The sequence below is a fragment of the Saccharothrix mutabilis subsp. mutabilis genome, assembly GCF_039521145.1.
Lineage (GTDB): Bacteria > Actinomycetota > Actinomycetes > Mycobacteriales > Pseudonocardiaceae > Actinosynnema > Actinosynnema mutabilis.
In genome coordinates, this window is record NZ_BAAABU010000014.1 from 53,561 (window position 1) to 73,898 (window position 20,338).

Consider the following 20,338-nt stretch of genomic DNA (forward strand, 5'->3'; position numbering starts at 1 on the left):
GATGGGTTCCGTCGTCGAGGACCTGCGCGCGGTGCTGCCGTCGGACCGGGTGCTGACCGACCCTGCCCTGCTGGAGTACCACCGGCGCGACAAGGCCGACCTGTGCGACGCCGGGGTGCCGTTGGTGGTGGTGCGCCCGCGCAGCGCCGCCGAGGTGTCCGCCGCGGTGAAAGTCGCCGCGGCGCACGGGGTTCCGGTGGTGCCGCAGGGCGCGCGGACGGGGTTGGCGGGCGCGGCGAACGCCGTGGACGGCGCGGTGGTCGTGTCGATGGCCGGGCTCGACCGGATCGTGGCGATCGACCCGGCCGAGCGGATCGCCGTGGTGCAGCCCGGGGTGGTCAACGCGGACCTGCGCCGGGCGGCGGCCAAGGAGGGCCTGTCCTACCCACCGGACCCGGGGTCCTGGGAGTCGGCCACGATCGGCGGGAACGTCGCCACCGACGCCGGCGGGATGTGCTGCGTCAAGTACGGCGTCACCGGCGAGTACGTGCTGGGGCTGGAGGTCGTGCTCGCCGACGGCGAGGTGCTGCGGTGCGGGCGGCGCACCGTCAAGGGCGTCGCCGGGTACGACCTGACCAGCCTGTTCGTCGGGTCCGAGGGCACGCTGGGGATCATCACCGAGATCACCGTGCGGCTGCGGCCCGAGGCGCGGGAGGCCCGGACCCTGGTGGCGGTCTACCCGACGGTCGCCGCGGCCGGCGCGGCGGTGGCGGCGGTGACCGCGGCGGGGCACGTGCCGAGCATGCTCGAATTGCTCGACCGCACCCACCTGCGGGCGATCGAGGCGTACCGGCCGATGGGCCTGGACACCGGGGCGGCGGCCATGCTGCTGGTCGCGACCGACACCGGCGACCACGCCGGGGAGGAACTGGCCGCCATCGCCGAGTGCTGCCGGCCGGGCGCGAGCGAGCTGTACGTGGCCACCGACGCCGCCGAGGCCGAGGCGCTGACCGCCGCCCGCCGACTGGCCCACCCCGCGATGGAGCACCTGGCCGTCACGCGGTACCCGAACGGGCGCGGTGGTCTGGTCGTGGACGACGTGGCCGTGCCGCGGTCGCGCATCGTGGACCTGGTCGTCGGCGTCGAGGAGATCGCGGCGCGCCACGACGTGCTGGTGGGCGTGGTCGGGCACGCCGGGGACGGGAACCTGCACCCGGTGATCGTCGTGGACCAGGCCGACCCGGCCGACGTGGCGCGCGGCCGGGCCGTGTTCGACGCGATCATGGCCCTGGGGCTGGCGTTGGGCGGCACCTGCACCGGCGAGCACGGCGTGGGGGTGCTCAAGCGCGACTGGCTGGCCCGCGAGCTGGGCCCGGTGGGCCTGCGCGTGCACCGCGCGGTCAAGGCCGCGCTCGACCCGGCGGGCATCCTCAACCCCGGCAAGGTGATCACGCTCGAACCCGCTCCCGGCGGCGGTCCGGCGGGAACGGCACGAGTGGAGATGCGGCCCGACCCCGCCGCGGTGGAGAGTCGAGCCTGAGCACGAGCCGTTCGCGGGCCCGGTGCGCCCGCTTCTTCGCTTGGAGGACATCTTGGCCACCACGGTCCCAACGCGCGACGAACTCGTGCGCAAGGCGACGGACCTGATCCCGCTGCTGCGCAAGCACGCCCCGTGGGCGGAGAAGAACCGCAGGCTGCACGACGAGGTGATCGAGGCGCTCACCGACGCCGGCGTGTTCAAGCTGCGCCGCCCCAAGCACTTCGGCGGCTACGAGGCCGACACCCGCACGCTCACCGAGGTCGCCACCGCGCTCGGCCGGGGGTGCAGCTCCACCGCGTGGGTGACCTCGGTGTACTGGATCCCGACCTGGATGGCGTGCCAGTTCCCGGACGAGGTGCAGGAGGAGGTGTTCGCCACCCCCGACGCGCGGGTGTGCGGCACGCTGAGCCCCTCCGCGATGGCCGCGCCGGTCGAGGGCGGCATCGTCGTCAACGGCAAGTGGGGCTTCATCAGCGGCGCCCACCACGCCCAGTGGCAGGAGATCATCGCGATCCTGGTGCCGCCCGGCGGCGAGCCGTACCCGGTGATGGCGCTGGTGCCCATGTCGGACCTGCTGGTCGTGGACGACTGGGACACCTCCGGCCTGCGCGGCACGGGCAGCGTCAGCACCGTGGCCAAGGACCTGTTCGTCCCGGCGGCGCGGGTGCTCCCGCTGCCGGTGCTGCTGTCCGGCCAGACCGCCTCCCAGCGCAACGGCGACACGCCGATCTACCGCGCGCCGCTGATGCCGGTCGCGGCGGCCTCCTCCACGGGCGCGATCGTCGGCATGGCGAAGGGCGCGATGGACGTCTTCCTGGAGCGCCTGCCCGACCGCAAGATCACCTACACCGGTTACGACAGCCAGCGCGAAGCGCCGATCACCCACTTCCAGGTGGCCGAGGCGGCGCTGAAGATCGACGAGGCCGAGTTCCACGCGTGGCGCACCGCGAACCTGGTGGACGGCAAGTGCGCCGAGGGCACCGAGTGGAAGCTGGAGGAGCGCGCGAAGACCCGCGCCGACGTGGGCAGCGTGATCCGCCTGGCGAAGGACGCCATCGACGTGCTCAACACCGCGAGCGGCGGGTCCTCGATCTACAGCGGCATCCCGATCCAGCGCATCAACCGCGACATCCAGGCGGTCAACCTGCACGCGCTGATGCACCCGAACACCAACCTGGAGCTCTACGGCCGCATCCTGTGCGGCCTGGAGCCCAACACGCTCTACATCTAGCACGGTCACGCCGAGACCAGGAGGAATCCCCGGTATGAGCAACCAAGCGGACCAGGCCGCGATCGCCGCCCTGACCCAGAAGGTCCTCGCGGCGTGGGCGTACCACGACGCGGACACGTTCGCGAGCGTGTTCGTGGAGGACGGCACGATGATCCTGCCCGGGTCGCTGGCCACCGGCCGGGACGAGATCCGCGAGCAGATGGCCAAGGAGTGGGCGGGCCGGTGGAAGGGCACGCAGGTGACCGGCAAGCCGATCAGCATCCGGCCGCTGGGCCCGGACGTGATCCTGCTGCTGAGCCTGGGCGGCGTCCTGCACCCCGGTGAGACCGAGGTGACCGAGGCGAACGCCATCCGCGCCTCGTGGCTCGCCGTCCGCCGCGACGGCGAGTGGAAGCTGGCCGCCTACCAGAACTCGCCGCGCTACCTCACGGACGCCGACGCGGCCTGAGCCGAAATTCTTCGTGGACCCGAAGGGGCCGTTGCCGCCGGCAACGGCCCCTTCCCGTACTGGGAGGTTGCCTTGCTGGTCAGCATCACCGGCGGCACCGGTTACGTCGGCTCGCACACCGTCGACGCGGTGCTGCGGGCCGGGCACCGCGTCCGACTGCTGGTTAGGGATGAGTCCACCGTGGAGCGCGCGTTGCGGCCGCTGGGCGTGGACGTGGGCGCGGTGGAGGTGGTGCGGGGGGACGTGCTGGACCGCGCCGGCGTGGAGGGTCTGGTGCGCGGCGCGGACGCGGTCGTGCACGCCGCCGCCGTCTTCTCGTTCGACAGCCGGAACCACCGCGGGATGGCCCGGACCGCGGTGGAGGGCACCGAGCTGGTGCTGGACGCCGCCCGTCGCGCCGGGGTGGGGCGGACCGTGTACGTGTCCACGTTCGGCGCCCTGCTGCCGTCCCGGGGGCGGGCGCTCGGCGTGGACTCCCCGGTCGGTCGGCCGCGGGAGACCTACCTGGCGGCCAAGGCCGCGGCGGAGTCGGTGGCGCGGGAGCACCAGGCGGCGGGCGCGCCGGTGACCATCTCGTACCCGCCCGCGCTGCTGGGGCCGCACGACCCCAAGCTGGGGGACCAGGTGACGCGGGTGCGCAACGCGTTGCGGGGGTTGATGCCGATCTGGCCGACCGGAGGGCTGCCGGTGGGCGATGTCCGGGACACCGCGGCGTTGCACGCGCGATTGCTGGGTGGGGGGTTGGTGGGGGACCGGCACTTCGGGCCGGGGGAGTACTTGAGCATGCGGCGGTTCGTGGGGGTGCTGCGGGAGGTGACCGGGCGGGCGCTGCCCGCGGTGCACCTGCCGGCGCGGGCGATGCTGCCGTTGGGGGCGCTGGTGGGGGTGGTGCAGCGGGTGTGGCCCTGGCACATCCCGGCCGAGTACGGGGCGATCTACACGTGTGCCCACGCGGCGTGGGTGGGGGAGGGCGTGGCCGGCGGCCGGGCGGGGCGGCCGGTGGGGGAGACGTTCGCCGACACCGTGCGGTGGCTGCACCGGGAGGGGCTGCTGTCGGACCGGGCGGCGGGGATCGCGGCCGGGTTGCGGGTGGTGTGACCGGGCCACGAACGAAGCGGGCGGGGTGCCCGCGGAACCCGCGGACACCCCGCCCGACCGAACCGACCAACCGCTAGACCACCTGCGCGCTGCTGAACGGCGCCAACGCCTCCCGCAACTCAGCGGGCACCCGAGTGGGCACGGTGGCGTTGTTCGGCCCCCGCATGCAGGCGATCCGCTGCGACCCGCGAGCCACCAGCGTCTCCACCCCGTCCCGCACCTTCACGTAGTCGAACGCGAAGGCGATCTGCGTCTGCGTCAACTCCTCCAACCGCATCCGCACGCTCAACTCGTCGAACGCCGCCAACTCGGCGTAGAACTCGCAGTCCACCTTCAGCGTGAACAGCTTCAGGTCGTCGTGCATGATCTCGTCCAGCACCCCGGGCGCCTGCTCCAGCAGGAACTTCTCCCGCAGGTGCCCCTGCCAGCGCAGGTAGTGCGCGTAGTACACGTTCCCGACGAAGTTCGTCTCCTCGAACCCCACCCGGTGGCGCAACTCGTAGTACCCGGCGGACATCACTCACCACCTCCCGCGAGCACCGCGAACACGACCGGCTCGGACACGTCGTTCAGCGTGGTCACCCACGTCGCCACCCGGGCGTCGCCCGAGGCCAGGACGACCCAGCCGCCCGGCAGGACCCGGTCCACCACGAGGTCCCGGCTCGTCGTGCCCGTCTTGCGCAGGCACTCCAGCGCCGACCACAACCGGGTGGACACCGCGTCGCGGCCCTCCCCGGTCTCGGCCACCAGCAGGTCGCCGACCTGGAACAGCTCCTTGCCCAGCAGCCCGGCCCACTCCCACTCGGTGCGCGCCACGACCGCCTCGACGTCACAGCCCAGCGTGCCGTCACCGGCCACCACCAGGCTCACGCCGGCGCCGTGGGACGCCGAGATCGACGCGCCGTCCACCTCGGGCTTGCCGTCGGGCCGGTACCGGACGGCCACCGACCGGCCGAGGGCTCGGCTCGCGGCCAGGCGGGTCTGGGCGCGGCGGTCGGCCGGTTCGCCGGTGCGCGGGTCCGGTTCCACGACGACCGCGCGGCTGCCGCCGAGCACCCGTTCCAACGCCCGCTCCAGGTAGCCGCTGAGCATCGCCGACACCCACGGGCCCGAGCTGTCCTTCTGCCGCACCGCCCGCAGCATCAGCCCCTCCCACCGCTCGACCACCCGGCCGGACGGTTCGAGGACGTCCACGTCGTAGACGTAGCTGTCGCCGTCCTGCGACCGCTCCCGCGCGTCCAGCACGACGTACTCCACCTGCTGGTCGGCGGGCTCGGCCAGGTACAGCCGCTCGATGCCCTGCGGCAGCAGGGTCGCGTCGGGCACGCAGCACTGCAACGCGTGCATCACCGCGTCCCGGGTGCCCGGGTCGGCCAGCACCTGCTCCTGCGGCAGGTAGGCGGCGAACCACGGCGCGGGCGAGGTGGTGGACAGGTCCGCCACCGCGTGCCGCGCACTGGCCCGCCGGTAGGCCAGCACCCGCTGGAACCGCTTGCCCTGGAACATCACGCCGCCGTACAGCTCGGTGATCGGGTCCAGCGGAACCGGCGTCAGCTCGACGGCCGCCCGCTGGGCGCCGGACTCCGGCGGCGTGGGCCGCGGGAACCGCAGGGTCGCGCGGAAGTGGTCGGCGCTGAACCCGGTGTCCTTGGCGCGGATCGCCACGGTCACCGTCTCGGTGTCGCGGACCAGCGCCGCCAGCCGCACGGTCGTGGTCGAGCCGGGCCGGACCACGACGGGCCGCAGGAACTCGACCTCCTCCAGCAGCGGCGTGCCGGTGCGGCCGAGCACGGCGGTGGCCACCTGGGCCATCGCCTCCATGCCGACCACCGCGGGAAACAGCAGGTCGCCGTCCAGCGCGTGGTCGGACAGGTACGGGTCGCTGCCCGCGGACAGCTCCACCTCGGTGACCAGCTCGACGTCCGGGTAGTGCAGCAGCACCCGGTCCACGAACCGCGACAGCGGCAGCTCACCGCTGGTGTCCAGCGGCAGCGTGGGCAGGCCGCCCATCCGGCCGGTGATGGTCAGCACCGGACCGGCCGACGGGTCGGCCAGCACCTGCCGCAGCACCCGCAGGCCCTCCTCGACCGACACCGGCGTGATGCCGTTGCGGGTGAGCGCCTCGACCACGCCCAGCCGCTCACCCATGCCGGCGCCCGACCAGACCGACCACTCCATCGCCAACGCCCGCGCGCCGGGGTGCGCGCGCTGGAAGTCGACGGTCAGCTCGCTCATCCAGTCGTTCGCGGTCGAGTAGTGCGCCTCGCCGCGCAGGCCGGCCCGGCCGATGATGCTGCCGAACGTGACCAGCAGCTTGATCTTGTCCTCGTCCACGGCGTCGAGCACCGCGCGCAGGCCGGCGACCTTGACGTCCAGCGTCTGCCGGAACCGCTCCGCGGTCAGGGTGCCCAGCCCGGTCGGCTCGTTGCGGCCCGCGCCGTGCATGACGGCGGTGACCGGGCCCAGCGCGGCCTCGAACCGGGCGACCGCCGCGGCGACCTGCGCGGCGTCGGTCACGTCGGCCCGCTCGTAGCGGACCTCCACGCCCGCCGCGGTCATGCGGGCGAGGTTGGCGGCGATCTCCTCGTCGGCCTCGGGGGCGTCCCGGCCCACCAGCGCGAGCTTCGCGCCGGAGTCCTTGGCCATGACCAGCGCGCACTCGGCGGTGATGCCCTTGGCGCCACCGGTGACCAGCAGGACGTCCGTGCCGTCCAACGGGGTGCCGGTGCGCGGTTCGGCCGGCGACTGCAACACCGTCAGCACCGGCGTGGTCCGCGTGCCGTCCGCTTCGTAGCGGACCTCGCTGAACGTCGTGGTCGCGGCGGCCTCCACGACGACCTTGCGGACGGTCTCGTCGATCTCGGCGGCGGTCGACGGCGCGAGGTCGGCCAGCGACACGATCGTCGTGGCCACGCCCTCCGCCTCCAGGAACGCGGTCCGGGCCAGGCCGGACGCGCCGTAGCGGCCCTGCACCACGACGAACCGGGTGCCCGGCCGCGCCGAGGTGGCCGCCTGCCCGGCGGCGAGCATCAGCTCGACGTGCTCCTCGCCGTTGTCCGGCAGGCACAGCAGCACGCCGTCGCCGATCCCGGCCTCGTCCAGCGCGACCCGCAGCCGCTCGGCCAGCGGGTGACCCGCCGGCGCGAAGGACCGCCAGGTGCCCGCGGGCCCGGTGCCGACCCGCACCCGCGGCGCCCGCGCCGGCACGTAGTCGACCGAGAACGGCCGCACCCACTGCCCGACGCCGGCCACCTCGTCGGCGCCGCCGGTCGCCCCGTCCTGCGCCGACTCGGCCAGCTCGTCGATCAGCTCGGCCAGCTCGCCCAGCGTCACGGTCGCGAAGCTGGTCGTGGCCTCCAGCGTGGGCAGGCCCAGCCGGCCGGTCACGTCGTTGACCAGCTGCCCCACGGTGATGGAACTCAGGTGCAGGTCGTCGAGCGGGTGGGTCGCCGCGGTCACGGTCTCCAGCGGCAGCTCCACGCGCTCGGCGGCCAGCTCGCGCAGCAGGTCGAGCGTGTTGGGGCCGTCGCCGCCGACCGCCTCCCCGGCCACCGCGGCGCTCCGCTCGGCCGGCGCGACCTCCGCCGCGGCGTCGGCGAGCCCGAGCGCCACGTCCGGCGCGGTCTCGCACGGGTTGGTCAGGAAGGTGAACGCGCCGTCCAACGGCAGCGGGCGGACCACCCGGCCGGCGAACAACGCGCGGGTGTCCACCTCGGCGCCCAGCGCGAAGGCCGCGCCGACGATGGACAGCAGCGGGACCAGCGAGGTGCTGTCGGTGTCGACGGACAGCACCGGCGTGCCGGGCGCGATGTCGTGCAGCAGGCCCGCCAGCACCCGCCCGGGGCCGATCTCGACCGCGAGGTCGGCGTCGCCGGCGGCCTTCGCGGCGGCCTCGTGGAAGCGCACCGGGAACAGCACCTGGTCGCGCAGCAGCTCGCGCAGGTCGGTGGCCGGGTCGAGCAGGTCGCCGGTCACCGTGGACACCACCGCGCGGGTGGGCGCGGCGAAGGTGAACTCGGCCAGCCGCGTGGTGAACGCCCGCGCGGCGGGCTCGACCAGCGGCGAGTGGAAGGCGTGCGAGACGTTGATCCGGTTCGCCGTGATGCCGGCGGCCTTGGCCCGCTCGGACACCCGGCCCACGGCGTCCGCGTCACCCGCGACGACCGTCTGGTGGGGACCGTTGTACCCGGCGATGACCACCGGGTCGTCGCCGAACAGCTCGGCGGCCCGTTCCGGCGTGGTGGCCAGGCCGGCCATCGCGCCGCCGCCCTTGCTGGCGTTGGCCATGACCTCGCCGCGCGCCTTGGCCAGCCGCAGCACGTCGTCGTCGGACAGCGCGCCCGCCCACGACAGCGCCGTCAGCTCGCCGAGGCTGTGGCCGACCGCCACGTCCGCCTCGACGCCCAGCCCGCGCAGCACCCGCAGGGCCGCCAGCGAGCCGGCGACGATGCGCGGCTGGGCGACCTGGGTGGCGACCTGGTCGCCCCCGGTCGGCAGGCCCGCGGCGGCGAATACGGCCTCCGCCTCGGCGAAGCGGCGGCGGATCGCGCCGATCGCGCCGCGGCCCGAACCCTGGCCCGGGAACAGGTAGGCGATCTTGGGCGCGGCGGTCCGGTTGTCCAGGTACACCCCGTCCGCGGTGGCCAGGCGCTGCTCGCCCGCGTCGATCGCGGCGACCAGGCGCTCCAGCTTGGCCACGGCGTCCTCGGGGTTGCCGGTCACGATCGCGGCGCGGACCCGCCGGCCGGACAGGCGGCCGGCCAGCTCGGCGGCCAGGTCGGTGATCTCGGCGAAGGACAGCTTGGCCACCACCTCGACCAGGCCGGTCAGCCGCTCGCGCAGCTCGGCGTGGTCGGCGGCGTCGAACAGCAGCAGCTCGGCGTCCTGGCGGCTGCGGGTCAGCGTCGCGGTCTCGCCGCGCAGCTCGGCGCGCCGCTTGGTGCCGGGCGCCTGCTCCAGGGCGATGTGGGTGTTGATGCCGCCGAAGCCCATCGCCGACACGCCGGCGCGGATCGGCCGGTCCGCGGGCCACAGCTCGGGCGCGTGCGGCACGTACAGCGCCGCGTCCTCGCCGGCGAGCTTCGGGTGCGTCTCGTAGTTGCCGGTCGCGGGCGGGATCACCTGGTGGTGCACGGCGAGCGCCGCCTTGATCACCCCGCCGACGCCCGCCGCGGCCTTGGTGTGGCCGATGTTGGCCTTGAGGGAGCTGATCGCCGCCGGCTTCGCGTCCGGGTCGGACTCGCGCCGCGCCGCGCCGATCGCCTCCAGCTCGGTCGCGTCGCCCAGGGCGGTGCCGGTGCCGTGGCCCTCGAAGTAGGCGACGGTCTCCACGCCGTACCCGGCGCGGCCGTACGCGCGGCTGATGGCCAGGCGGTGGCCGGAGGCCTCGGGCCGGGTGATGCCGCCCTTGCCGTCCGAGGAGATGCCCCAGCCGGTGATCGACGCGTAGATCCGCGCGCCCCGCGCGATGGCGTCCTCCTCGCGCATCAGCACCAGCACGCCGGAACCCTCGCCCGGCCAGAAGCCGTTGGAGTCGGCGTCGTAGACCTTCATCTCGCCGGTGGACAGCGCGCCGGTCTTGGCGAACCCGATCACCTCGAACGGGTCGATCGACAGGTCCACGCCGCCGGCGAGGCAGACGTCCATCTCGCCGTCGCTGAGCGCCTTGGCGCCGGTCGCGATCGACAGCAGCGACGACGAGCAGGCGCCGTCGACGGTGAAACCGCCGCCGCGCAGGTCGAAGTAGTTGCAGATGCGGCCCGCGATGGTGTTGGCCAGCCCGCCCGCGAGGGTGTCCTCGTCGATCGGCGGGAACGGCGCCTTGTAGACCGGTTCCAGGTCGCGCAGGAACGCGGCCGTCTCCTCGTCGTCCCAGCCCTTCGCGGCCAGCGCGGCGGCCATCGTGCGCCGCACGTACGGCCAGCGCAGCCGCATGAGGTTGGCCCGCGAGAACTCGCCGGTGAGGCTGTTGCCCAGCACCACGCCGGTGGTCTGCTTCGGCAGGCCCTCCGCGTCGGGGAAGCCGGCGTCGGCCAGCGCGTTGGCGGCCACGTCCAGCGCCAGCCAGTGCGTGAGGTCGGTGGACCGGTAGGTGCTGCCCGCCACCTTGTACTTCAGCCGGTCGAACTCGAAATCGCGCAACACCGCCGCTTTCGAGGCGTAGAAGCGGTCCGGCGCGTTCCGGTCCGGCGAGTAGTAGTCCGCTTGGTTCATCCGCTGGTCGGGCAGCCTGCGGAAGGCACGGCGCCCGGCCAGGACGTTCTCCCAGAGGTCTTGGGTGCTGGAGGCGTCGGGATAACGAAGCCCGATGCCCACGATCGCGATCCGCTCGGTGCTCAACCTGTACCGCCCATCCTCGACGACCACTCGGCCGGAAATCGGCGCGCGGAATTGCGCCGCGCCGCACACGCGGCAAGAAGCCGGGTCAGACGACAGTCCTCGACGCGCGTTCTGCCCCGTCGAGTGTGCCCAGCGGCGGGTGGCCTGCCATCTTCCCGTTTGCCCTCCACCTGCGCCGGAGCACCCGGACGGCCCCGGGATGCAGCACGGCGAGAGACGAAGTCGCCCCGTGGGCGTGTGACGATCGACGGCGGAATCGCACGCCGTTCTCACGAAGATGTTGGGGGAAAGACTTGACCAGTTCCTGGCGGGCGCTGCGGCGACGCCTCCTGACCCCGAAGACCGCCGAGACGAGTCTTGAGAAGCGTGGATTCCACAAAAAGAGTCCGGCTGCCCAAGAACGGCTCGAAACGGTCGGCAAGACATTCCTGACCGGTTACGCCCACGCCGTCGAGGCGCGCACGCCCGCCGAGGCGGAGGAGCACATCGAGCAGTTGCCCGACTGGCTGCGCGGCTTCGCCTACGAAGGCGCGGGCATGGGCCTGGCGATGCTCGACGGGCTGCCGTTCGGCCGCTCCGACCACGTCCACCGGTTCCTGGCCACGCCGACCGGGCGGAAGTACCAGTACCTCGCCTACGTCGGGATCGGCTGGGCGATGGCGCGGCTGCCGCGCTTCCGCTGGCCCGCGGCGTCGTCGCTGGACCCGGTGCTCGCGCCGCTGGTCCTCGACGGCTACGGCTTCCACCAGGCCTACTTCCACACCGCGCGCTACGTCGACGGCCAGTACCAGGACCCGGCGTTCCCGTGGCCGGGCGGACCGCACGGCGGCTACGCCAACCACGCGATCGACCAGGGCATCGGCCGCGCCGCGTGGTTCGTCCGCGGCACCGACCCCGACCTGGTCGCCGACCTGGTCGACGCGTTCCCGGCACGCCGGCGTGCCGACCTGTGGAGCGGCGTCGGGCTCGCGGCCACCTACGCCGCGGGCGGCGGCGACCCGGTCGAGGCCGAGCGGGAGCTGCGCACCCTCCTCGCCCGCGCGGGCCAGTACCGCGGCAACCTCGCGCAGGGCAGCGCGTTCGCCGCGCACGCGCGGGTGCGGGCGGACATCATCCCCGCGCACTCGGCGCTGGCCACCTGGGTGCTGTGCGGCCGGACGCCGCAGGAGGCGGCGGCCCTCACCGACCAGTGCCGCCCCGACCACCAGCCCGCCGGCGCCGAGCCGGCCTACGAGCTGTGGCGGCAGCGGCTCGCCGACGCACTCGTCCCCACGGAGGTGTGAACAGATGTTTGGCATGCTGCGCAGGCAGTTGACCGGTGTCATCGCGCTGGTCGTCGTCGTCGTTTCCTACTTCGTGGTCAGCCTGCCGCAGAGCTCGGCGGAGACCCGGAACGCGATGGCGGGCAAGTACTCCTTCGCCGAGCACGGCGTCGCGTTGCCCGCGTCGGACAAGCAGCAGTCGATCCGGCCGGTGAACCAGGCCTACAAGCACATCGACGCCTGGATCTCCTCGGTCGGCGCCGCGGTCGCCATGAACGACCTGGACGGCGACGGCCTGCCCAACGACCTGTGCGTGGTCGACCCGCGCACCGACCAGGTGATCGTCACCCCGGTCCCCGACGCGCGCGGCGACCGCTACGCGCCGTTCGAGCTCAAGCCCGACCCGTTGCCGGTCAACGACGTCATGGCCCCGATGGGCTGCGTGCCCGCCGACCTCAACGAGGACGGCCGGCTGGACCTGCTGATCTACATGTGGGGCCGCACGCCGGTCATCCACCTGCAGGAGGCCGACCACACCGGGCTCTCGGCGTCCGCGTTCACCGCGGTCGAGGCGGTGGCGGGCGACAACAAGGGTTCCGACGGGCGTTACGACGGCCCGCAGTGGAACTCCAACGCCGCCACGGTCGCCGACTTCGACGGCGACGGCCACGACGACGTGTTCGTCGGCAACTACTTCCCCGACAGCCCGGTCATCGACCCGAGCAAGAACGGCGGGGTGGTGATGAACCACTCGCTGTCGCACGCGCAGAACGGCGGCGGCAAGCACATCCTGCTGGGCAAGGGCGGCACGGCGGGCGCGAACCCGACCGCGCGGTTCGAGGCGCTGCCGGCCGACGCGCTGCCCGAGGAGGCCCGCAACGGCTGGACGCTCGCGGTCAGCGCCAACGACCTCGACGGCGACCTGCTGCCCGAGCTCTACATCGCCAACGACTTCGGCCAGGACCGCCTGCTGCACAACAGGTCCGAGCCGGGCAAGGTCAGCTTCGCCACCGTCCGGACCGACCGCACCCCGGGCACGCCGAAGTCCAAGCGGATCGGTGACGACTCGTTCAAGGGCATGGGCGTCGACTTCGGCGACACCAACCACGACGGCCTGTACGACATGTTCGTGTCGAACCTGACCGTCGGGTGGGGCATCGTCGAGAGCAACTTCCACTACGTCAACACCGCCAAGGACAAGGCCGACCTCCAGACGCGGCTGCGCGACGGTGAGGCGCCGTTCGAGGACGTCAGCGGCGGCAACGGCACCGCCTGGTCGGGCTGGTCGTGGGACAACAAGCTCGCCGACTTCACCAACCGCGGCGAGCTGGACATCACCGTGACCAACGGCTTCATCCGGGGCGCGACCAACCGCTGGCCGCAGCTGCAAGAGCTGGCGATGGCCAACGACGCCGTGGTGGCCAACCCGTTCTACTGGCCCAACGCCAACGCCGGCGACGACCTGGCGGGCAGCGAGACGTTGCACTTCTTCGTCAAGGGCGACGACGGCCGCTACACCGACCTGGCCCCCGAGCTGGGCCTGGCGGTGCCGATCCCGACCCGCGGCATCGCCACCGGCGACGCGGACGGCGACGGCCTGCTCGACTTCGCGGTCGCCCGCCAGTACGGCGAGCCGGTGTACTACCACAACGAGGCCCCCGACCCCGGCGGCTTCCTCAACCTCAAGCTGACCCGCGAGCAGGCGCGGACCACCGGCTCGGCCAAGGCCGCCGGGTCCCCGGCCACCGGCGCGCAGGTCACGGTCACCACCTCCGACGGCCGCAAGTACGTCCAGCGGGTGGACGGCGGCAGCGGGCACGGCGGCAAGCGCAGCACCGAGGTCCACATCGGGCTCGGCGACGCGAAGGGCGCGGTGGCGGTGACCCTGGAGTGGCGCGACCGCCAGGGCGAGGTCCACAAGCAGGAGCTCAAGCTCGACCAGGGCAGGCACGAGTTCGTGCTCGGCGACACGGCCGAGGAGAAGTGAGGACGGAAATGGTTGTCCAGGAAGCAAAGGCCGACGGGAAGCCGCCCGCGGGGGGACCTCCGCCGCACCACGCCAAGGTGATCAAGGCGCTCAAGCGGTTCGCCATCTCGATCACGATCTTCAACATCGCCGGGTACATCTTCCTCGGGTTCGAGCAGCCGTGGACCTGGCCGCTGGTGGCCATCGGCACCGGCTACTTCGTCGAACTGGTGCTGGAGACCATCGGCGCCCGGGTCGAGGGGCGCGCGCCCCGCTACGCGGGCAACGGGTTCCGCGGCCTCGCGGAGTTCCTGCTGCCCACGCACATCACCTCGATCGCGCTGAACATGCTGATCTACGTCAACGACCGGATCTGGGTGATGATGTTCGCGGTCACCCTGGCGGTGGCGGCGAAGTGGATCCTGCGCGCCCCGGTGCGCGGCAACCTGCGGCACTACATGAACCCGTCGAACTTCGGGATCCTGATGGTGCTCGTCCTGTTCCCGTGGGGCAGCATCGCGCCGCCGTACCACTTCACCGAGGGCCTCAACGACTGGGGGAGCTGGATCCTGCCGGGGATCATCATCATCACCGGCACCATGCTCAACGCGAAGCTGACCGACCGGATGTGGCTGATCTTCGGCTGGTTGACCTTCTTCGCGCTCCAGGCGATCGTGCGCGGCATCCTGTTCGACACCTCGATCCCCGGCGGGCTCGCGGTCATGACCGGCGTCGCGTTCATCCTCTACACCAACTACATGGTGACCGACCCCGGCACGACGCCGTCGCGGCCGGGAGCGCAGTTCGCGTTCGGCGCCGGCGTGGCCCTGGCGTACGGTCTGTTCATGGTCATGCACATCGCCTACGGCCTGTTCATCGCCACCGCGCTGGTCTGCCTGATCCGCGGCATGTTCCTGTGGGGCCTGCACTTCGTCAACAAGGCCGCGGCGGAGCGAGCCCGGCTGGAGCGGGAGAAGGACGAGGCCGCGCTCGCGATCTCGGTCAACCACAACGGCGAGGCGGCGGGCAAGCACGCCGCCCGCACGGCAGTGGCATGACCACCAGCGGTGGCCGAGTGCCTCCAGGGCCGCCCCGGCGGGCGGCCCTGGGGATCCTGCGCCAGCTGCGCGCGGACCGCCTCGGCCTGATGAGCGAGGCGGTCCGCGAGTACGGGGACGCGGTGCGGGTGGCCATCGGCCCGATGAAGCTCTACATCTTCAACCACCCCGACCACGCCAAGCACGTGCTCGCCGACAACGCCGCCAACTACCACAAGGGCATCGGCTACACCGAGGCCAAGCGCGCCCTGGGCGACGGGTTGCTGACCAGCGAGGGCGACCTGTGGAAGGAGCAGCGGCGCACCATCCAGCCGGTGTTCCAGCACAAGCGGATCGCCGCGCAGGCCGACGTCATCGTGGAGGAGGCGCTCGGGCTGGTCGACCGGCTGCGCCCGCACCTGGGCGCGGAGCAGCCGGTCGACGTGCTCTCCGAGGTCACCGCGCTCACGCTGGGCGTGCTGGGCCGAACCCTGCTCGACGCCGACCTGGGCGAGTTCGACTCGGTGGGCCACTCGTTCGAGGCCGTGCAGGACCAGGCCATGTTCGAGATGGAGACCATGGGCATGGTCCCGCGGTGGCTGCCGCTGAAGGGCCAGCGGGCCTTCCGCCACGCGCGCGCCGACCTCCAGCGGATCGTCGGCCTGCTGGTGGCGCAGCGCAAGGCCAACCCGGTCGCCTCCGGCGACGACGTGCTGACCCGGCTCATCGCGTCCACCGCCAAGGAGAGCGACCGCCGGGTTGCCGACCGCCGCATGCAGGACGAGCTGGTGACGCTGCTGCTGGCCGGGCACGAGACCACGGCCAGCACGGTCGGCTGGACGCTGGACCTGGTGGCCAAGCACCCCGAGGTCCGGCGGAAGCTGCACGAGGAGGCGGTGGCGGTCTACGGCGACCGCCGCCCGGCCTACGAGGACCTGATCAAGCTGCGGTACACCAACATGGTGTTGCAGGAGGCGATGCGCCTGCACCCGCCGGTGTGGATCCTGCCGCGGCGCGCGCTGGCCGAGGACGAGGTGGGCGGCTGGCACGTCCCGGCCGGCGCGGAGGTGCTGATCTGCCCGTACACCCTGCACCGGCACCCGCGGTACTGGCCGGAGCCCGACCGGTTCCTCCCCGAGCGGTTCGATCCGGAGACCCCGTCGGACCGGCCGCGCTACGCGCACATCCCGTTCGGCGCGGGCCCCCGGTTCTGCGTCGGCAACCACCTGGGCACGATGGAGGCCACCTTCATCATCTCCACGCTGATGCGCGACCTGAAGCTCGTCGCGGTGCCCGGGTTCCGGGTCAAGCCGGAGCCGATGATGTCGCTGCGCCTCGGCGGTGGCCTGCCCATGACCGTCCGCGACTGGTCCGAGCCCGCCAACCGGGCGGCCTGAGCGCGTCGACCTCCCGGAAGGGGCGGTGAACACCATGACCAACCCCGAGCACCCGAAGGCGGCGGAGTTCGCGAAGCTCCGCGCCGCCATCGCCGACGAGCGCGTCCGCGACCTGTTCACGTTCCGGTTCCTCGCGGCGAACGAGGCGTTCTCGCGCCTGGTCGACGCGACCGCGCACCGCATCCTCGGCTCGATCGACGCGTTGCCGCGGCCGTCGGGGATCACGGTCGGGCAGGCGAAGAAGGACCTGTCGATCCCGTGGCGGCGGACCGTCCCGCTGGCGTTCCTGTACGAGAAGCTCACGTCCTCGGGCGTGTTCGAGCAGGAGGACGGGCGCTACTACGCGGGCCCGGCGGCGGCCCCGGACTTCGACACCGTCGCGGCCGAGCTGTCCGAGCGCGAGCCGGGCGCGGCCGTGGCGGTGGAGATCCTGCGGACGCTGGTGGACGAGGCCAAGCGGTTCTTCGCCGGCGAGGCGGCGGGCGACGAGATCCTGTTCGCGCCCGACAAGCTCCCGTTGTGGCTGAAGTACTTCTCCAACGACAACCTGCTCTACGCCATCAACAACGCGGTCGGCACCGAGGCGCTGTCGCGGCTGGTGCCGGCCGACGGCGGCCCGTTCGAGGTGCTGGAGATCGGCGGCGGCTGCGGCAGCGCGGCCGAGCACGCGCTGCGCACCCTCGGGCCCGCGATCACCCGTTACCGCTTCACCGAGGTGGCGGAGACCTTCGCGCGGCACGGTGAACGGGCGGCGAAGGCGGCGGCGTCGCCGACCACGGTCGTGGAGCCAGACCGGGTGGACATGACGCTGCCGTGGGAGCCGCAGGGCATCGAGCCGGGCACCTACGACGTGGTCTACGCGGTCAACTGCTTCCACGTGGCGCACGACATGGACTTCGTCGTCAAGGAGGCCGCGAAGGCGCTCAAGCCGGGCGGCACGGTCGTGGTGTCGGAGTGCGTGCGCCCGACGAAGGCCGCGCGCCCGATCCACGCCGAGATCATCTTCGACTTCCTGGACAGCTTCACCGACGTCGCCACCGACCCGGTGCGGCGGCCGACGCACGGCTTCCTCACGCCCGCCGCCTGGCGGGCCACGTTCGAGGCCGCCGGGCTCGGCGACGTGACGATCCTGCCCGACGTCGACGCGGTCGCCGAGGAGTACCCGGACTTCGTCGTCGGCGCGGTGCTGGCCCGCGCCTCGGGGTGAGGGGAGGGCGTCGATGGTTGCCAAGCTGGTCCGCTTCGCCGTGCGCCGGTCGCTCAACGACACCCGCCACGTGCGGGTGGTCAAGCGGCGGCACGCCACGGGCCTGGTCGCCCGGGTGTACCGGCAGGTGGAGCGGGACTTCAAGATGCTCGCGCCGCCGGTCGCGCTGCACTCGGCGGCCCCGGAGACCCTGGCCGCCGCGTGGATGGTGCTGCGGGAGACGCTGCTGGCGCGGGGGTCCGCCGAGCGGGTGGCCAAGGAGGCGGTGGCGACCGGGGTGTCGCTGGCCAACTCCTGCCCGTACTGCGCGGACGTGCACGGCATGACGCTGGACGCCGTGCCGCACGCGAGCGCGGACCGGGACGTGCTCATCGAGTGGGCGCGGGCGACCGCGTCGGCCGGGACGCCGGTGGCCGCGCCGTTCCCGCCGGAGCAGGCGGCCGAGCTGGTCGGGGTCGCCGTCGCGTTCCACTACTACAACCGCGTCGTGAACGTGTTCCTCAGCGAGTCGCCGTTCCCGTCGCACGTCCCCGAGTCGGCCAAGCCACAGGCCCGCAAGGTGCTCGGCGGGGTGCTGCGGCCCGACGCGCACGGCCCGGCCGCGGGGGAGTCGCTGGATCTGCTGCCCGCCGCGCCGGTGACCGACGACCTGGTCTGGGCGGTCTCGAACCCGGTGGTCGCCGACGCGTTCGCCCGGGCCTACGCGGCCGTCGAGGCGGCGGGTGCGCGGTCCGTGCCGGACAGCGTCCGCGCGCTGGTGACGGCGCGGCTGGCCGAGTGGGACGGCGCCGCGCCCGGGATCAGCCGGGCGTGGCTGGACGAGCCGGTGGCGACGCTGCCGCCGCAGGACCGGGCGGCGGGCCGGCTGGCGCTGCTGGTGGCCCTGGCCTCCTACCAGGTCGACGACGCCGTGGTGGAGGACTTCCGCCGCACCGCGCCCGGTGACGCCACGCTCGTGGAGCTCACGGCGTGGGCGGGCCTGGCGGCGGCGCGCCGGGTCAGCTCGTGGCTCGCGGAGGGAGGTCCGGCCCGCGGGGCCGCGTTGCGCCCGGAAAGGTGATCGTTCAACCAGATTTCACGAAAACAGCCGGCCGGCGCCTCGTGCGCCGGCCGGCTTGCTGCTGCGCGGCTTCGGGAAATCGGCGGAACTCGCCCGATCGGGCCAGCTCGGAATGGATGGTTTCGTACTTCGCGTTTTCTATTGGCGGGCGATAGCGGACCGATGGGAAGTCAGTAGCGGATTCCGGAAGATTTGTGATCGTCGGGTCTGCGATGGGGGGCGAGCGTGGTGGTCGGCGCGGTCGGGTGGCTCGGCGCGGGGGACGGCAGCGCAGCGCTGCGCGCCGAGGGTGCACACCTGCCGCGAACCGACCGCCGGGACCGCGCCGGAGGCCCGCTGGGGGGCCGCCGGGGTGGTGAGGGCCCGCTGGGGGGCCGCCGGGGTGGTGGGGGCGACGAGCCGTGGACAGGCGATCCCCGACCCGCTCAGCCGGCGCGCAGCCGGGCAACGGCCGACACGCCCTGGGGGGCTGGGTCGCCGCACGGCCGGGCAACGGCCGGCACGTCCTGGGGGATTGAGTGGCCGCAGGGCCGGGCAACGGCCGGCACGTCCCGGGGGGTTGAGTGGCCGCAGGGCCGGGCGGGGGTGCGCCCGAGCCGCGGGATGCGGGTGGGGGAGCGGGCAGCGCCGCCGCGAGGCCCGGCCGTGGCGGGCGAGGCCCGCGCGTCCTGGGGGGCCGGGCCGCCGCAGGGCCCGGCGGCGGCCGGCGTGGGCCGCGATCCGCGCCCGGTCCGGTCGTCGTGGAGCGGGGCCGGGGCGCGTCCGGCTCGCTCGTGACCTCCGGCTTACCCGGGCACCACGCATTCCTTCGCGCCCGCCGCGCGAAGGGTTCTTCATGTCGACGGAGATCCGTCCGCAAGACAAAACTGGGGAGAGAAAGCTCATGCGCATCGAAATCGTCGTGCTAGGTCCGCTCATGGTCGATCTGGGCGGTGTCTCGATCGTGCCGAACGCGAGCAAACCGAGCCAGCTGCTCGCGCTCCTGGCGCTCAACGCGGGCCGGGTCGTGCCCGCGCACACCCTGATCAAGGAGATCTGGGCCGCCCGCCCGCCGCGCACCGCGGTGTCCACCCTGCGCACCTACATCCTGAAGCTGCGCCGGAACCTGGACATGGCGCTGGCCGACAGCGGCGACAAGACCTCCAAGGACATCCTGATCACCCGCCGCACCGGCTACCTGCTCGACGTCGAACCGACCGCCGTGGACGCGGTCCGCTACGAGGAGCTGTCGGCGGCCGGCCGCCAGGCGGTCAACGAAGGCGACCACGAGCGGGCGTCCCGCACGCTCAGCGAGGCGCTGCGGCTGTGGCGGGGCCGGGCGCTGGCGGACGTGCCGCTGGGGCCGCAGCTGGCGATCGAGGCGATGCGGCTGGACGAGAACCGGCTCGGGGACCTGTACCTGCGCATCGAGGCGGACCTGGCGCTGGGCCGCCACCACCAGCTGCTGGGCGAGCTGGCGACGGTGTGCGCGCGGTACCCGATGCAGGAGAACTTCCACGTGCAGCACATGATCGCGCTGTGCCGCAGCGGCCGGCAGAGCCAGGCGCTGGCGGTCTACCGCAGGCTGCGCGACCAGATGGTGGAGCACTCGGGCGTCGAACCGTCGCCGTGGGTGCGCCAGCTCCACCACGCCATCCTCACCGGCCAGGCGTCGGTCGAGGACCGGTCGGTGCTCTTCCGCGCCTGACCCACCGCGCAGGAGCCGGCCGCGGGGCCGGCTCCTGCGGGCGCGGGGGTCCCCCGGCCGAACTGTTCACCGGGTCGAACTGTTGACCCGGCCGAACTGTTGACCTGGCCGAACCGGTCACCCGGC

At 73.2% G+C, this 20,338-nt stretch carries 13 protein-coding genes; 11 read left to right on the plus strand and 2 right to left on the minus strand.

The window, feature by feature from the left end; translation table 11 throughout:
• Position 1 precedes the first annotated feature (1 nt).
• From ABD126_RS25850 to ABD126_RS25865, 4 genes are all read left to right on the plus strand, one after another.
• Complete coding sequence (locus ABD126_RS25850; RefSeq protein ID WP_343936515.1) at positions 2–1,480, plus strand: FAD-binding oxidoreductase; 1,479 nt, start codon at positions 2–4, stop codon at positions 1,478–1,480.
• A 49-nt stretch (positions 1,481–1,529) separates the two neighbouring features.
• Positions 1,530–2,711 carry an acyl-CoA dehydrogenase family protein gene (locus ABD126_RS25855; RefSeq protein WP_343936641.1) on the plus strand — a complete coding sequence of 394 codons (1,182 nt, stop codon included), beginning with the start codon at positions 1,530–1,532 and terminating at the stop codon, positions 2,709–2,711.
• Between the two features lie 34 nt (positions 2,712–2,745).
• Positions 2,746–3,159: an SgcJ/EcaC family oxidoreductase gene (locus ABD126_RS25860; RefSeq protein WP_343936516.1), complete on the plus strand. Its 414-nt coding sequence runs from the start codon at positions 2,746–2,748 to the stop codon at positions 3,157–3,159.
• Positions 3,160–3,231: 72 nt separating this feature from the next.
• Entirely contained in the window at positions 3,232–4,257 is a 1,026-nt protein-coding gene (locus ABD126_RS25865) for an NAD-dependent epimerase/dehydratase family protein (protein WP_343936517.1), read from the plus strand.
• Positions 4,258–4,330: 73 nt separating this feature from the next.
• On the opposite strand, the gene ABD126_RS25870 is transcribed toward ABD126_RS25865, so the two are convergent.
• Both ABD126_RS25870 and ABD126_RS25875 read right to left on the minus strand, forming a co-directional pair.
• The gene (locus ABD126_RS25870; RefSeq protein WP_343936518.1) at positions 4,331–4,774 is read right to left on the minus strand and encodes an acyl-CoA thioesterase; all 444 of its coding nucleotides are present in this window, start codon (positions 4,772–4,774) and stop codon (positions 4,331–4,333) included.
• Positions 4,774–10,596, minus strand: coding sequence for an SDR family NAD(P)-dependent oxidoreductase (locus tag ABD126_RS25875; protein WP_343936519.1), 5,823 nt, complete (start codon positions 10,594–10,596; stop codon positions 4,774–4,776). The genes ABD126_RS25870 and ABD126_RS25875 overlap by 1 nt, the downstream gene beginning before the upstream one ends.
• A 293-nt stretch (positions 10,597–10,889) precedes the next feature.
• Between ABD126_RS25875 and ABD126_RS25880 the strand changes: the two genes are divergently transcribed.
• From ABD126_RS25880 to ABD126_RS25910, 7 genes are all read left to right on the plus strand, one after another.
• Entirely contained in the window at positions 10,890–11,879 is a 990-nt protein-coding gene (locus ABD126_RS25880; protein ID WP_343936520.1) for a DUF1702 family protein, read from the plus strand.
• A gap of 4 nt (positions 11,880–11,883) precedes the next feature.
• Positions 11,884–13,845, plus strand: coding sequence for a CRTAC1 family protein (locus ABD126_RS25885; protein ID WP_343936521.1), 1,962 nt, complete (start codon positions 11,884–11,886; stop codon positions 13,843–13,845).
• Between the two features lie 8 nt (positions 13,846–13,853).
• Positions 13,854–14,882 (plus strand): enediyne biosynthesis protein, encoded by a 1,029-nt coding sequence (locus tag ABD126_RS25890; protein WP_343936522.1) that lies wholly within the window; start codon positions 13,854–13,856, stop codon positions 14,880–14,882.
• Positions 14,879–16,258, plus strand: a complete 1,380-nt coding sequence (locus ABD126_RS25895; protein ID WP_343936523.1) for a cytochrome P450 — start codon at positions 14,879–14,881, stop codon at positions 16,256–16,258. The genes ABD126_RS25890 and ABD126_RS25895 overlap by 4 nt, the downstream gene beginning before the upstream one ends.
• Before the next feature lie 34 nt (positions 16,259–16,292).
• Positions 16,293–17,465 carry a class I SAM-dependent methyltransferase gene (locus tag ABD126_RS25900; protein WP_343936524.1) on the plus strand — a complete coding sequence of 391 codons (1,173 nt, stop codon included), beginning with the start codon at positions 16,293–16,295 and terminating at the stop codon, positions 17,463–17,465.
• Between the two features lie 13 nt (positions 17,466–17,478).
• Positions 17,479–18,525, plus strand: coding sequence for a carboxymuconolactone decarboxylase family protein (locus ABD126_RS25905; protein ID WP_343936525.1), 1,047 nt, complete (start codon positions 17,479–17,481; stop codon positions 18,523–18,525).
• An 883-nt stretch (positions 18,526–19,408) separates the two neighbouring features.
• Positions 19,409–20,212, plus strand: coding sequence for an AfsR/SARP family transcriptional regulator (locus ABD126_RS25910; RefSeq protein ID WP_343936526.1), 804 nt, complete (start codon positions 19,409–19,411; stop codon positions 20,210–20,212).
• Positions 20,213–20,338 lie beyond the last annotated feature (126 nt).